Source organism: Planococcus liqunii (assembly GCF_030413595.1).
Taxonomy (GTDB): Bacteria; Bacillota; Bacilli; order Bacillales_A; family Planococcaceae; genus Planococcus; species Planococcus liqunii.
On sequence record NZ_CP129238.1, the window covers coordinates 1,090,450 to 1,104,791 of the forward strand.

At 48.2% G+C, this 14,342-nt stretch carries 10 protein-coding genes, 2 tRNA genes and 3 rRNA genes; 12 read left to right on the forward strand and 3 right to left on the reverse strand.

The features are described 5' to 3' along the window. Positions 1 to 9: 9 nt before the first annotated feature. Together QWY22_RS05390 and nikC are read left to right on the forward strand one after the other, a co-directional pair. Positions 10 to 1,014 carry an ABC transporter permease gene (locus QWY22_RS05390; RefSeq protein WP_036805787.1) on the forward strand — a complete coding sequence of 335 codons (1,005 nt, stop codon included), beginning with the start codon at positions 10 to 12 and terminating at the stop codon, positions 1,012 to 1,014. A gap of 17 nt (positions 1,015 to 1,031) precedes the next feature. Beyond that, positions 1,032 to 1,919: a nickel transporter permease gene (gene nikC, locus QWY22_RS05395; protein WP_036805784.1), complete on the forward strand. Its 888-nt coding sequence runs from the start codon at positions 1,032 to 1,034 to the stop codon at positions 1,917 to 1,919. 37 nt (positions 1,920 to 1,956) lie between these two features. On the opposite strand, the gene QWY22_RS05400 is transcribed toward nikC, so the two are convergent. Continuing rightward, positions 1,957 to 3,042, reverse strand: coding sequence for an FUSC family protein (locus tag QWY22_RS05400; protein WP_300983470.1), 1,086 nt, complete (start codon positions 3,040 to 3,042; stop codon positions 1,957 to 1,959). A gap of 41 nt (positions 3,043 to 3,083) precedes the next feature. Continuing rightward, positions 3,084 to 4,370 (reverse strand): glutamate-1-semialdehyde 2,1-aminomutase, encoded by a 1,287-nt coding sequence (locus QWY22_RS05405; RefSeq protein ID WP_300983471.1) that lies wholly within the window; start codon positions 4,368 to 4,370, stop codon positions 3,084 to 3,086. Between the two features lie 120 nt (positions 4,371 to 4,490). Here QWY22_RS05405 and bcp point away from each other — a divergent pair, with 120 nt between their 5' ends. The 4 genes from bcp to perR all read left to right on the forward strand — a co-directional run bounded on the left by bcp (position 4,491) and on the right by perR (position 7,042). Beyond that, positions 4,491 to 4,967 (forward strand): thioredoxin-dependent thiol peroxidase, encoded by a 477-nt coding sequence (bcp, locus tag QWY22_RS05410; protein ID WP_176294685.1) that lies wholly within the window; start codon positions 4,491 to 4,493, stop codon positions 4,965 to 4,967. Positions 4,968 to 4,982: 15 nt separating this feature from the next. Beyond that, entirely contained in the window at positions 4,983 to 5,924 is a 942-nt protein-coding gene (locus QWY22_RS05415) for a D-2-hydroxyacid dehydrogenase (RefSeq protein ID WP_300984336.1), read from the forward strand. A 2-nt stretch (positions 5,925 to 5,926) separates the two neighbouring features. After that, on the forward strand, positions 5,927 to 6,478 hold the full coding sequence (locus QWY22_RS05420) for a cob(I)yrinic acid a,c-diamide adenosyltransferase (RefSeq protein WP_053166921.1): 552 nt from the start codon (positions 5,927 to 5,929) through the stop codon (positions 6,476 to 6,478). 120 nt (positions 6,479 to 6,598) lie between these two features. After that, positions 6,599 to 7,042 carry a peroxide-responsive transcriptional repressor PerR gene (perR, locus tag QWY22_RS05425; RefSeq protein WP_036805768.1) on the forward strand — a complete coding sequence of 148 codons (444 nt, stop codon included), beginning with the start codon at positions 6,599 to 6,601 and terminating at the stop codon, positions 7,040 to 7,042. Positions 7,043 to 7,138: 96 nt separating this feature from the next. On the opposite strand, the gene QWY22_RS05430 is transcribed toward perR, so the two are convergent. Further along, positions 7,139 to 7,492, reverse strand: coding sequence for a YgzB family protein (locus tag QWY22_RS05430; RefSeq protein ID WP_036805765.1), 354 nt, complete (start codon positions 7,490 to 7,492; stop codon positions 7,139 to 7,141). A gap of 222 nt (positions 7,493 to 7,714) precedes the next feature. Here QWY22_RS05430 and QWY22_RS05435 point away from each other — a divergent pair, with 222 nt between their 5' ends. From QWY22_RS05435 to rrf, 6 genes are all read left to right on the forward strand, one after another. Then, positions 7,715 to 8,581: a nucleotidyltransferase-like protein gene (locus QWY22_RS05435; RefSeq protein WP_300983472.1), complete on the forward strand. Its 867-nt coding sequence runs from the start codon at positions 7,715 to 7,717 to the stop codon at positions 8,579 to 8,581. 641 nt (positions 8,582 to 9,222) lie between these two features. Next, a 16S ribosomal RNA gene (locus QWY22_RS05440) occupies positions 9,223 to 10,772 on the forward strand. 102 nt (positions 10,773 to 10,874) lie between these two features. Then, positions 10,875 to 10,951 (forward strand) — tRNA-Ile (locus tag QWY22_RS05445). Between the two features lie 9 nt (positions 10,952 to 10,960). Continuing rightward, positions 10,961 to 11,036 (forward strand) — tRNA-Ala (locus tag QWY22_RS05450). Positions 11,037 to 11,158: 122 nt separating this feature from the next. Then, positions 11,159 to 14,093: ribosomal RNA gene (locus QWY22_RS05455) — 23S ribosomal RNA — on the forward strand. Positions 14,094 to 14,213: 120 nt separating this feature from the next. After that, a 5S ribosomal RNA gene (rrf, locus tag QWY22_RS05460) occupies positions 14,214 to 14,329 on the forward strand. Together the 16S, 23S and 5S rRNA genes with 2 tRNA genes alongside form the textbook arrangement of a ribosomal RNA operon. Positions 14,330 to 14,342 lie beyond the last annotated feature (13 nt).

The following is a 14,342-nucleotide window of genomic DNA, read 5'->3' on the forward strand; positions in this document are numbered from 1 at the left end:
GTGGAGAACATGCTTCACTATATCGGACGGCGAATTATGCAATTGATTCCGGTTTTGCTCGGCATGACATTTATCGTATTTTTAATTATCCGGGCGATCCCAGGAGATCCTGCACAAGTTATTTTAGGCCAGCAAGCATCCGAAGAAGCAATAAAGGCGCTGCGTACAACTTTAGGATTGGATAATCCTTGGTATATTCAATATTTTGATTACCTGAAAGGCTTATTGACGGGGGATTTGGGAGAATCTCTTCGCACCCGTACACCTGTAGTTGACGAAGTTTGGCCGTATTTGGCGGCTACGATTGAATTATCGGTATTTGCGATTATTATCGCTGTGATCATCGGCATCAATGCCGGCATCATTTCCGCTTGGTTCCAGAATTCCTGGTTTGATTATCTAGCCATGATTATCGCTTTGATCGGGGTATCGATGCCGATTTTCTGGCTGGGCTTGATGAATCAATGGATTTTCTCGATTGAACTCGGTGTTTTGCCGACGACCGGCCGGGAGAACGTGCGGGATCCGGTAGATGTCATCACGAATTTCTATGTGATTGATACATTGATTACCGGACAATTTGATCAGTTGGCGACTGTATTAAAGCATTTGATCTTGCCGGGAACGGCGCTTGCCACGATTCCAATGGCGATCATTGCCAGAATGACACGCTCAAGCATGCTTGAAGTGATGCGTTCGGATTATGTACGCACTGCCCGTGCAAAAGGGCTGAAAATGTTTTGGGTTGTTTACAAGCATGCCTTGAAAAATGCCATTATCCCGGTTTTGACCATCATCGGCCTTCAGATGGGCTTGCTGCTTGGCGGCGCCATTTTGACGGAAACCATTTTTGGATGGCCTGGAATTGGCCGTTATATTTATGAAGCGATCGGTTTCCGTGATTATCCGGTAATCCAGTCAGGAATTCTTATTGTTGCGTTTATCTTTGTCATGATCAATCTATTTGTCGATTTGCTTTACGGCTTAGTTGATCCGCGCATCAAATATGATTAGGAAGGGGGAGGAACACAGTGGCTAATGTTGCAGCAAATAAAGATGAAGTGAAAGTGGACAAAGTTGCCGGACCCTGGAAAGAAGCATGGCGCGGATTCCGAAAAAGCAAAGTAGCGGTTGTCGGAATGGGAATCGTCCTGTTCTTTATCCTACTGGCAATTTTCGGTCCTTTATTTACACCGCAAGGAATCAACGAACAAAATTTATCCCAGCGGCTTTTGCCTCCCTCTGGCGATCATTGGATGGGGACGGATGATTTTGGCCGTGATATTTTATCAAGAATCGTCTACGGCGCACGAATTTCTCTGTGGGTCGGATTTTTAGCGGTAATCGGTTCTGTAGTAGTCGGCAGTATTTTAGGGATTTTAGCGGGTTATTACGGACGCTGGGTGGATACCATCATTTCCCGGATTTTCGATATCATGCTCGCTTTCCCAAGTATTTTGCTGGCGATTGCGGTTGTATCGGTTCTTGGGCCATCCCTGCGGAATGCCCTGATCGCCATTGCGATCATCAACGTACCGAACTTTGGGCGGCTGATCCGATCAAAAGTTTTGAGCATCAAAGAAGACGAGTACATCATGTCAGCCAAAGCGATCGGCATGAAAGACAACCGGATTTTATTTTCGCATATTTTGCCGAATTCCATGGCGCCGGTAATTGTTCAAGGGACTCTGGCAATTGCGACAGCCATTATCGAAGCGGCTGCTCTTGGGTTTCTGGGACTCGGTGCACAGGCGCCCTCTCCGGAATGGGGAAAAATGCTGGCGGATTCCCGCTCGTATTTAACGAATGCCCCGTGGACGATGATTTTCCCAGGGATTGCGATCATGCTGACGGTGCTCGGATTTAATTTAATGGGCGACGGATTGCGGGATGCACTAGATCCGCGCATGAAATCGTAAGACAAAAAACGTGCCAGGCATTTGCCAGGCACGTTTTTTATATAACATTTTCGATATCTGAACCGACTTCTTCGGAATGGTAATTGTAATAAGAGATGATGAGCAAATCCAGATGCTCAAGCTGTTCTTCATAATCAAGGAGAGCAGATAATACATGCATTAAATGATAAATGGATAAATCGTCTCCTGCTTCTTCTTGGGCCAATGAGATTTCTTTTACAAAAATAGCCAATACTTCATTGCGTTTCAAGATGGCGTGCTCAGCGGAAGTTTCACTATGCTCAGGGCGCAGCTTTCCGATATATTTCATGTAAAGTTGATCGTGATAACTGGTTAAACTTTCCAAATGGTCCTGCAGCATCATATGAAATTGCTCTGGCAGTTCCGACAGCTCGTTTTCAAAACGGTGGAGCCTCTTTAACAGATCCAGGCTTTTGCGGGTAGTGGCAATCATTTGCCGGTAAAGCACGAGTTTCCGTGCTTTGGCAAACTGCTGTTTTTTGGTGTAGCTTCGTTCATCTTTATAGAAGGAGTACCATTGGTCCACTTTTTCAAGTTTTTCAGTCAAGCGGTCAATGTCATTCTTGACAGAAGTATGGTCGGATACGTGCCGGATTGAAATGCGGATCCAGCGGATTGCTTCTTCCGATACTTCATGAATAGAAGTGAATAGCCGCGCTTCATACTTCGGCGGCAAAAAGATGATGTTTACAATGAAAGAAGACAGAATTCCAAGCACGATTGTGAGAAACCGCAAACCAGCAAACTCTAAAAATGCTTCTTGCTGGGATTCCATAATGACAATAATGGTTACGAGCGTCAACGGCACCGGATTATTCAGCTTCAATTTCAGCATAATAATGATGGCTAAAACAGCGGCAAGGCCAACAGTCAGATAGTTAGTCCCCAAAGTCAGTACAAAAATAATCCCGATTACGGCTCCGATAAGGTTTCCGTATATTTGATCCAAAACCGTCAAGTAAGAACGGTAAATAGAAGGTTGAATGGCAAAAATCGCTGCTATGCCTGCCATGAAAGGGATGGGCAGCTCCAACAAATCAGCTAAAAACAAAGCCAGCGAAATAGCGATTCCGGTTTTAAAAATTCGTGCTCCTAATTGCATGGACGCATATCCCCCTCCCTTTCATTCCGCAGGTTGCATGGTTAAAGCTGTTTAAAGGCTTCACGCACTGCCTGAATTGATTTTTCTACGTCTTCTGCTGTATGTTCAGTCGTTAAAAACCAAGCTTCATATTTAGATGGCGCAAGGTTGATGCCTTGCTCGAGCATTAATTTGAAGAAGCGAGCGAATACTTCGCCGTCGCTTGCTTCTGCCTGTTCATAATTTTCTACTTTTTGGTCTGTAAAGTAAATCGTTAAGGCTCCTTTTAAACGGTTAATGGTAATGGTGACGCCAAAATCTTCAGCGGCAGCCAGGATTCCTTCTTCTAGTTGGCGGCCAAGTTCGTCCATTTTCTCGTAGACGCCTTCTTCGCGAAGAACTTCGAGGCAAGCGATTCCTGCTTGAATAGACGCCGGATTGCCTGCCATAGTTCCAGCTTGGTAAGCAGGTCCAAGCGGCGCTACAGTTTCCATAATTTCTTTTTTGCCGCCGTATGCTCCTATAGGAAGGCCGCCGCCAATGATTTTTCCAAGTGCAGTCAGGTCTGGAGTCAGCCCCAGCAAATCCTGAGCGCCGCCGTAATGGAAGCGGAAAGCCGTGATTACTTCGTCGTAGACAATCAAAGCGCCTTTTTCTTTTGCGATGCGGTGTACGTCTTCAAGGAAGCCTTTATTCGGTTCCACAATTCCGAAGTTGCCGACAATTGGTTCGACCAAAATACAAGCAATTTCTTCGCCCCATTTGTCCATGGCTTCCGAAAAAGCAGCAGGGTCGTTAAATGGAATCGTAATGACTTCTTCTGCAATGGTTTTTGGCACTCCTGCAGAATCCGGTGTTCCAAGTGTTGCAGGGCCTGAACCGGCTGCAACGAGCACTAAATCGGAATGGCCGTGGTAGCAGCCGGCAAACTTCATGATTTTGGTGCGTCCTGTATAAGCGCGGGAAACACGGATGGTCGTCATGACGGCTTCCGTTCCGCTGTTGACAAAACGGACTCTGTCCATTTTCGGCATGGCTTCTTTCAGCATTTTGGCAAAGGTAATTTCGTGGCGGGTCGGTGTTCCGTACAAAAGACCCGTTTCTGCTGCATGCGTGATCGCTTTTGTAATATGCGGATGGGCATGCCCGGTAATGATCGGACCGTATGCAGCCAAGTAGTCGATGTATTTATTGCCATCGACATCCCAGAAATAAGCGCCTTTGGCACGTTCCATTGCGACGGGTGAGCCGCCTCCCACTGCTTTATACGATCTTGATGGGCTGTTGACGCCGCCGACAATGTGCTGCAGCGCTTCTTCGTGTAGCTTCTCGGATGTTGAATGATTCATGTTTATTGCCTCCTAGAGTAATCTCTTACCTATTGTAGACAAAATACGGTCTGAACGCCAAAGAAATTGAAACTGCAGAGCAGGTTGGGTACGATAGGAGTAAGAAAAGGAGTGATGATGATGACTTTATTAGAAGGATTGGAAGCGCCAAATTTTAAATTGAAAAACGAAGCAGGGGAAACGGTGGCATTAGAAGATTTTGCCGGAAAAAAATACGTGGTGCTTTATTTTTATCCGAAAGATATGACGCCTGGCTGCACGACGCAAGCTTGTGATTTCCGGGACGCCCAGGAAGATTTTTCGGAATTGAATGCGGTTATTCTGGGAGTCAGCGCAGATTCCGAGAAGCAGCATGTCAAGTTCATTGAAAAGCACGGCTTGCCGTTTTCTTTGTTGGTGGATGAAGACCATCAAGTATCAGAAGCATATGGGGTGTGGGTACAGAAAAAGATGTACGGCAAAGAATTCATGGGCATTGAACGTTCTACGTTTTTAATTGATCCAACCGGAACAATCGTCAAGGAATGGAGAAAAGTAAAAGTAGAGAACCATATCCAAGAAGTTCTTGAAACATTGAAATCGCTTACCAACCGTTAAGAGGGGAGACAGATGATGGAAGTTTTTTTCACGTTCATTCCAAAAGAGCATCAGCAGCAACAGCTGATTGCTGAATTTCCAGATGTAGAGTTTTATTTCGAGTATAAAGGGAAATCACGCTTGCCTACGGCAGATATCGTGGTTACATTTGGCGAAGATCTTTCAGATGAAGATATTCAGCAAGCGGAAAAGTTGAAATGGATCATGGTAGCCAGTGCTGGGGTTGAAAAGATGCCGCATGCGGCAATTTTAGAAAAGGGCATTGTGGTCTCCAATGTACGAGGAATCCACAAGACGCCGATGACAGAATCGGTGCTCGCCCATTTGCTGGCGTTGAAACGGTCACTGCCTTTTATCTATGAACAGCAGCGCAAAGAGGAATGGAGCCGAAAATCAGGTTCTACCGAATTGTCTGGATCAACTGCATTGATCATGGGACCAGGGGCCATCGGAGTGGAAATCGGGCGTTTGCTGCAGGCGTTCGGTGTCCATACCATTGGCTGTAACCGTTCAGGCAAATCTGCAGATGCTATGGAAGAAATGGTGGCGCTTGGCCAATTGATCGACGTATTGCCGAAAGTCGATAGTGTCATTTCGGTTTTGCCAAGCACCAAAGAAACAAAGCACATGCTAAAAGCCGAACACTTCCGGGCTATGAAAAACGAAGCCATCTTTATGAATTTTGGCCGCGGAGACCTGGTTGAAGAGAAAGTGTTAATCGAAGCGCTGGAAAAAGAAGAAATTGCTTATGCCGTACTGGATGTGTTTGAGCAAGAGCCGCTGCCGAAAGCCCACCCTTTTTGGTCGATGCCAAATGTAGTGGTGTCGCCCCATGTTTCCAGCCATTCTGAAAAATATGTCGAACGGGCGCTGGAAGTGTTTGTGGCAAATCTGAAAAAGTGGATCGCGGAAGATCCGCATCCGAGCAATCTCGTCAATATGGAGCGGGGGTATTAAAGATGAAGATTTATACAAAAACCGGCGATAAAGGAACAACTTCACTCGTCTATGGCACACGTGTCGCAAAAAATGATCCATTAGTGGAAGCTTACGGCACTTGTGATGAAGCGAATTCCATGATTGGGGTGGCAGCAGGCCATTTGTTTAATGAATTCTTCGAGGAAAAAGAAGAAGTGGAAGCAGTTTTGCATGAAATCCAAACCACACTTTTCCATGTCGGGGCAGAATTGGCCACGCCAAAAGGCAAAGAAGTGAAATGGAAGCTGACAGCAGAAGACATTACCAAGCTGGAGCAATGGATCGACCGCTTTGATGCAGAAGTGCCGGCATTGAAAAACTTTATCCTGCCGGGCGGGCATCCCGCTGGAGGGGCTCTCCATATGGCGCGTACTATTGTCCGAAGAGCGGAACGCGCCGCTATATCCATCGGGGAAGAAGTTCCGCCCAATGTATTGGCATATTTAAACCGGTTGTCGGATTTTCTTTTTGTCGCTGCGCGACTTGTCAATCTGCGCCTCGGCCGAGTTGAAAAGGATTTGCATCAAAAATAATTGGAAAAGCACTTGGCAGAACGGACAATATAGTGATTTCTTGACATCGCTCCTCATTTTTGGGTACACTATTTATAACGATTACAATGTAAGAATATTGATGAAGTGAGGTGCACAGCGATGTCTGAAGTACAGTTAAAAGACGCGCTTGATGCTTTGAAGTCTACAGGTGTTCGAATTACTCCACAGCGCCATGCGATTCTGGAGTATATGATCCATTCAACGATGCACCCGACAGCGGATGACATTTATCGCGCGCTTGAGAAAACTTTTCCAAATATGAGCGTTGCAACGGTTTATAACAATTTGCGTGTGTTCAGAAAAGCAGGGCTTGTAAAAGAATTGACTTACGGGGATTCTTCCAGCCGTTTTGATTTTGTGACACACGACCACTACCATATAATTTGCAATGATTGCGGCAAAATCGTCGACTTCCATTATCCGGGACTGGATGAAGTGGAACATCTCGCCTCGCATGTTACCGGATTCCAAGTGGATTACCATCGGCTTGAAATCTATGGAACGTGCCAGGACTGTCTAGGGAAAACGGCAAAAGCCCAATAAAAAACGAGCAGGCTTTAGTGCTCGTTTTTTCTTTTGCCCTTTTTGCAGCAAATAAAAAAGGTCCGCGTGAACTTCGAGTTCACGCGGACCTTATATTTATATCTTCGAATTTTTCTTGTTGTAATCCTGGTTGAACTCTTTTCCTTCAAGAGCAGGATCCATTGTAAGCGGTTCGTTGCAATGCATGCAAATATCCACGCGTCCAAGCATCTTTGTATGTTTTCCGCAGTTCGGGCATTCTACCGGAACGGTCTTCATCGATAAGAGTCCGATCCAGGCATAGACGCCTGTGCTGCCAATAATGGCAACTACACCGAGCAACATGAAAATCACCATGACCAACGGGTGTTCTCTGAAATAAATGCCGACGTACATAATAACAATGCCGATGAAAATCAGCGCTAAGGCAAAAGTCCGGATACGATTGATTTTATTTTTATAAGGTTTCATTTAAATTCTTTCCTCCTTGCATCCATCATACTATATCATAAACAGTGCGAAAAAGTGATAAAGATTAAAGCGTGCAGGAATCATGGAGAAATATGTCGAAATAAAGAAAAGCGGCAACAGATGCATACATACGCAGGAAGTGGTTGAGTAATTTCGCCTTACGGCTTTTAAAAACAGGAACGAAGTGAATAAGTATAGATAGTATTGCAAGGAGTGAAATTGATGGAACAAATTCTAAGACCCATTTACCAGGAACGCGCCAGCCAGGAAAGCACCCTTGGAGTGATTCTGGTTGAGAAGCGTGAAAAGGTGAGCCCAATCACCGATACATTCGACTCGATTCTGCTGATCATCACTAAGGAAAATGAAACACCCGTATTTACCAAGCATTATACGTACCTGGATAAAAAAGCGGCTATGCATATCGTTACTGAAAAACAGCTGCATAAATGGCTGCTGCTTGGAACCAACCGAAAGATTGTGGACTGGTTGTTCCACGGGCGCATCATATACGACCGCAACGAATTTATGGAGAAACTCAAAACCGAATTGAAAGACTATCCGTTCTATGGACGCAAAATCAAAATGGGAATGGAATTTGCAAAGCTGATTCGCCGCTACTTGGAAGGCAAAGTCTTCTTTGAAGAGAAAAACTATCTGGATGCTTATCACCATATCGTAGAGTCGCTTCATCATTTGGCGAGGCTTGCTGTTCTGGAAAACGGGCTGCCGCCTGAAGTAACCGTATGGTCGCAAGTGAAACAAATGGAACCGGCTATATACAAACTCTACGAAGAACTGGTCATGAGCGATGAAGCGTTGGAAAAACGGTTAGAGCTTTTATTTTTAGCGAGTGAATTTTTCATCCACTCCCGCACAAAAGATGGGGCTCAGCATATTCGGGAAGTAATGGAACAAAAAGAGAAATGGACCATCCAGGAATTGCATGAACAGGAAGAGTTGAGAAACTACTCATCGAATTTGGAAGTCTTTATAGAGTTTTTGGTTGAAAAAGATTTGCTTTCCACTGAAAGTATAAAGACAAAAAGTGAAGGAATCTTCCATCGATACTATTATGTGAAAAACTAAAAAGAGAATAACTTATAAAAAAGAATTGATTCTTTTACAAGGGAATCAATTCTTTTTTAGTTAGGAAAAGGGCGAGGGAGGAATTATATTGAGACTAACTAGTCGAAATCTTGAAAGGTAAAGAAGCAGGAAGTGGAGGATTAAAGCGAAAATCAAGGGAGGCAAGGGCATAGAAGGAGTACGGCTTTGGACAAAGAGCTGCCGGTATTCCATATGAACAAACTTGCTAATAGATGAAGAAGAAAACTTTTTGAAGTTTTTTCAGTTTTAGCGTTGACAGGAAAGTGGAATCCGTATTATGATAATACACGTCGCAAAGAGAGATTAAGTTTTTTCAGGATAATAAAACATTTCGAAAAAGCTTGACGCCAAACGACAACGATGTTAAATTAAAGAAGTCGCTTTTACAGGACGAAAACATGAACCTTGAAAACTGAACAGCAAAACGTCAACGAAAGACGTCACGAGCGCCTTGGCGCGAGAACGGCTTTTGCGAAGGTTGCCTCAGGCAATCGGCGCAAGGGTGCGTGAGCAACACGGTGTTCGTGGCTTAACATACTGATCAGGCATTGCCAGATCAAGCGACTCGTGCGTTCTTCGGAACGGCGAGACGCCAGCAGAATTTGAGCAATCGGTTCTCTATAATGGAGAGTTTGATCCTGGCTCAGGACGAACGCTGGCGGCGTGCCTAATACATGCAAGTCGAGCGGAACACTTGGAGCTTGCTCCAAGCGTTTAGCGGCGGACGGGTGAGTAACACGTGGGCAACCTGCCCTGCAGATCGGGATAACTCCGGGAAACCGGTGCTAATACCGAATAGTTTGACCTCCCTCCTGGGAGGTTACGGAAAGACGGTTTCGGCTGTCACTGCAGGATGGGCCCGCGGCGCATTAGCTAGTTGGTGGGGTAACGGCCCACCAAGGCGACGATGCGTAGCCGACCTGAGAGGGTGATCGGCCACACTGGGACTGAGACACGGCCCAGACTCCTACGGGAGGCAGCAGTAGGGAATCTTCCGCAATGGACGCAAGTCTGACGGAGCAACGCCGCGTGAGTGATGAAGGTTTTCGGATCGTAAAACTCTGTTGCGAGGGAAGAAACCGTGCCAATTAACTACTGGCACCTTGACGGTACCTCGCCAGAAAGCCACGGCTAACTACGTGCCAGCAGCCGCGGTAATACGTAGGTGGCAAGCGTTGTCCGGAATTATTGGGCGTAAAGCGCGCGCAGGCGGTCCTTTAAGTCTGATGTGAAAGCCCACGGCTCAACCGTGGAGGGTCATTGGAAACTGGGGGACTTGAGTGCAGAAGAGGAAAGTGGAATTCCATGTGTAGCGGTGAAATGCGTAGAGATGTGGAGGAACACCAGTGGCGAAGGCGACTTTCTGGTCTGTAACTGACGCTGAGGCGCGAAAGCGTGGGGAGCAAACAGGATTAGATACCCTGGTAGTCCACGCCGTAAACGATGAGTGCTAAGTGTTAGGGGGTTTCCGCCCCTTAGTGCTGCAGCTAACGCATTAAGCACTCCGCCTGGGGAGTACGGCCGCAAGGCTGAAACTCAAAGGAATTGACGGGGGCCCGCACAAGCGGTGGAGCATGTGGTTTAATTCGAAGCAACGCGAAGAACCTTACCAGGTCTTGACATCCCGCTGACCGCCTTGGAGACAGGGCTTTCCCTTCGGGGACAGCGGTGACAGGTGGTGCATGGTTGTCGTCAGCTCGTGTCGTGAGATGTTGGGTTAAGTCCCGCAACGAGCGCAACCCTTGATCTTAGTTGCCAGCATTCAGTTGGGCACTCTAAGGTGACTGCCGGTGACAAACCGGAGGAAGGTGGGGATGACGTCAAATCATCATGCCCCTTATGACCTGGGCTACACACGTGCTACAATGGACGGTACAAAGGGCTGCCAACCCGCGAGGGGGAGCCAATCCCAGAAAACCGTTCTCAGTTCGGATTGCAGGCTGCAACTCGCCTGCATGAAGCCGGAATCGCTAGTAATCGTGGATCAGCATGCCACGGTGAATACGTTCCCGGGCCTTGTACACACCGCCCGTCACACCACGAGAGTTTGTAACACCCGAAGTCGGTGAGGTAACCCTTGTGGAGCCAGCCGCCGAAGGTGGGACAGATGATTGGGGTGAAGTCGTAACAAGGTAGCCGTATCGGAAGGTGCGGCTGGATCACCTCCTTTCTAAGGATATATTCGGAACGAAACCTGCGGGTTTCGGTTGACGTTTTGCGTTCAGTTTTGAAGGTTCAGTAGAACTTTCCTGATCATTTTGAATACCCAAGAGGGCCTATAGCTCAGCTGGTTAGAGCGCACGCCTGATAAGCGTGAGGTCGATGGTTCGAGTCCATTTAGGCCCACCATAACTTCTTGGGGCCTTAGCTCAGCTGGGAGAGCGCCTGCCTTGCACGCAGGAGGTCAGCGGTTCGATCCCGCTAGGCTCCACCAATCGTTTTCTTTTTTTTTGCGCGAAAACGAGCTTGTTCTTTGAAAACTGGATATGACGACATTGAAACAACGAAAACAAGCAACACGAGTGATGAGACCGATTTATCGGTCGACTTTCTAATGGTTAAGTTAGAAAGGGCGCACGGTGGATGCCTTGGCACTAGGAGCCGAAGAAGGACGGCACTAACACCGATATGCTCCGGGGAGCTGTAAGTGAGCATTGATCCGGAGATTTCCGAATGGGGGAACCCACCGCCTTTAATGGGGCGGTATCCATGTGTGAATTCATAGCACATGAGAAGGCAGACCCAGGGAACTGAAACATCTAAGTACCTGGAGGAACAGAAAGCAAATGCGATTCCCTGAGTAGCGGCGAGCGAAACGGGATCAGCCCAAACCAAGAGGCTTGCCTCTTGGGGTTGTAGGACACTCAATACGGAGTTACAAAAGAAGCGGTTAGGCGAAGCGACCTGGAACGGTCCGCCACAGTGGGTAACAGCCCCGTAGCCGAAAATCGCTTCCCTCCTGAGTGGATCCTGAGTACGGCGGAACACGTGAAATTCCGTCGGAATCCGGGAGGACCATCTCCCAAGGCTAAATACTACCTAGTGACCGATAGTGAACCAGTACCGTGAGGGAAAGGTGAAAAGCACCCCGGAAGGGGAGTGAAACAGATCCTGAAACCGTGTGCCTACAACTAGTCAAAGCCCGTTTATGGGTGATGGCGTGCCTTTTGTAGAATGAACCGGCGAGTTACGATTGCATGCAAGGTTAAGGTGAGAAGCCGGAGCCGCAGCGAAAGCGAGTCTGAATAGGGCGAATGAGTATGCAGTTGTAGACCCGAAACCAGGTGATCTACCCATGTCCAGGGTGAAGGTAAGGTAACACTTACTGGAGGCCCGAACCCACGCACGTTGAAAAGTGCGGGGATGAGGTGTGGGTAGCGGAGAAATTCCAATCGAACCTGGAGATAGCTGGTTCTCTCCGAAATAGCTTTAGGGCTAGCCTCAAGATAGAGAATCCTGGAGGTAGAGCACTGTTTGGACTAGGGGCCCATCCCGGGTTACCGAATTCAGACAAACTCCGAATGCCAGTGATTTATGCTTGGGAGTCAGACTGCGAGTGATAAGATCCGTAGTCAAGAGGGAAACAGCCCAGACCACCAGCTAAGGTCCCCAAATATCCGTTAAGTGGAAAAGGATGTGGCGTTGCTTAGACAACCAGGATGTTGGCTTAGAAGCAGCCATCATTTAAAGAGTGCGTAATAGCTCACTGGTCGAGTGACACTGCGCCGAAAATGTACCGGGGCTAAACGGATTACCGAAGCTGTGGATGGACATCTCAGATGTCCGTGGTAGGAGAGCGTTCTAAGGGCGTCGAAGCGGGACCGGAAGGATCCGTGGAGCGCTTAGAAGTGAGAATGCCGGTATGAGTAACGAAAGACGGGTGAGAATCCCGTCCACCGAATGCCTAAGGTTTCCTGAGGAAGGCTCGTCCGCTCAGGGTCAGTCGGGACCTAAGTCGAGGCCGATAGGCGTAGACGATGGACAACAGGTTGATATTCCTGTACCACCTCCCCGCCGTTTGAGCAATGGGGGGACGCAGAAGGATAAGGCGAGCGCGCCGTTGGTTGAGCGCGTCCAAGCAGCAAGGTGGGAAACGAGGCAAATCCCGTTTCCGCAAACATTGAACTGTGACGGCAAGGGGCATTGCGCCCTGGAGTCCCTGATTTCACACTGCCAAGAAAAGCCTCTAGCGAGGCGGGAGGTGCCCGTACCGCAAACCGACACAGGTAGGCGAGAAGAGAATTCTAAGGTGAGCGAGTGAACTCTCGTTAAGGAACTCGGCAAAATGACCCCGTAACTTCGGGAGAAGGGGTGCTCTGGTAGGGTGTATAGCCCGAGAGAGCCGCAGTGAATAGGCCCAGGCGACTGTTTAGCAAAAACACAGGTCTCTGCAAAACCGTAAGGTGACGTATAGGGGCTGACGCCTGCCCGGTGCTGGAAGGTTAAGGGGAGTGCTTAGCGCAAGCGAAGGTGCGAACTGAAGCCCCAGTAAACGGCGGCCGTAACTATAACGGTCCTAAGGTAGCGAAATTCCTTGTCGGGTAAGTTCCGACCCGCACGAAAGGCGTAACGATCTGGGCACTGTCTCAACGAGAGACTCGGTGAAATTATAGTACCTGTGAAGATGCAGGTTACCCGCGACAGGACGGAAAGACCCCGTGGAGCTTTACTGCAGCCTGATATTGAATTTTGGTGCAACTTGTACAGGATAGGTAGGAGCCAGAGAACCCGGAGCGCCAGCTTCGGGGGAGGCGTCGGTGGGATACTACCCTGGTTGTATTGAAATTCTAACCCACGCCCCTGATCGGGGCGGGAGACAGTGTCAGGCGGGCAGTTTGACTGGGGCGGTCGCCTCCTAAAGAGTAACGGAGGCGCCCAAAGGTTCCCTCAGAATGGTTGGAAATCATTCGCAGAGTGTAAAGGCACAAGGGAGCTTGACTGCGAGACGTACAGGTCGAGCAGGGTCGAAAGACGGGCTTAGTGATCCGGTGGTTCCGCATGGAAGGGCCATCGCTCAACGGATAAAAGCTACCCCGGGGATAACAGGCTTATCTCCCCCAAGAGTCCACATCGACGGGGAGGTTTGGCACCTCGATGTCGGCTCATCGCATCCTGGGGCTGTAGTCGGTCCCAAGGGTTGGGCTGTTCGCCCATTAAAGCGGTACGCGAGCTGGGTTCAGAACGTCGTGAGACAGTTCGGTCCCTATCCGTCGCGGGCGCAGGAAATTTGAGAGGAGCTGTCCTTAGTACGAGAGGACCGGGATGGACACACCGCTGGTGTACCAGTTGTTCCGCCAGGGGCATCGCTGGGTAGCTATGTGTGGCCGGGATAAGTGCTGAAAGCATCTAAGCACGAAGCCCCCCTCAAGATGAGATTTCCCATTGCGCAAGCAAGTAAGATCCCTCAAAGACGATGAGGTAGATAGGTTCGGGGTGGAAGCGCGGCGACGCGTGCAGCTGACGAATACTAATCGATCGAGGACTTAACCAACACCGTTGTTCAATGTCGCATATCCAGTTTTGAAGGCACAAGCCGCAGGTTTTTTGAAAATAAAGCTTGCAATACCTTGTAGACTTGGTATAATAATACTTGTCTTTCAAAATAAATTGGTCTGGTAATGATGGCAAAGAGGCCACACCCGTTCCCATCCCGAACACGGAAGTTAAGCTCTTTTGCGCCGATGGTAGTTGGGGGTTTCCCCCTGTGAGAGTAGGACGTTGCCAGGCTGATCCATATTAT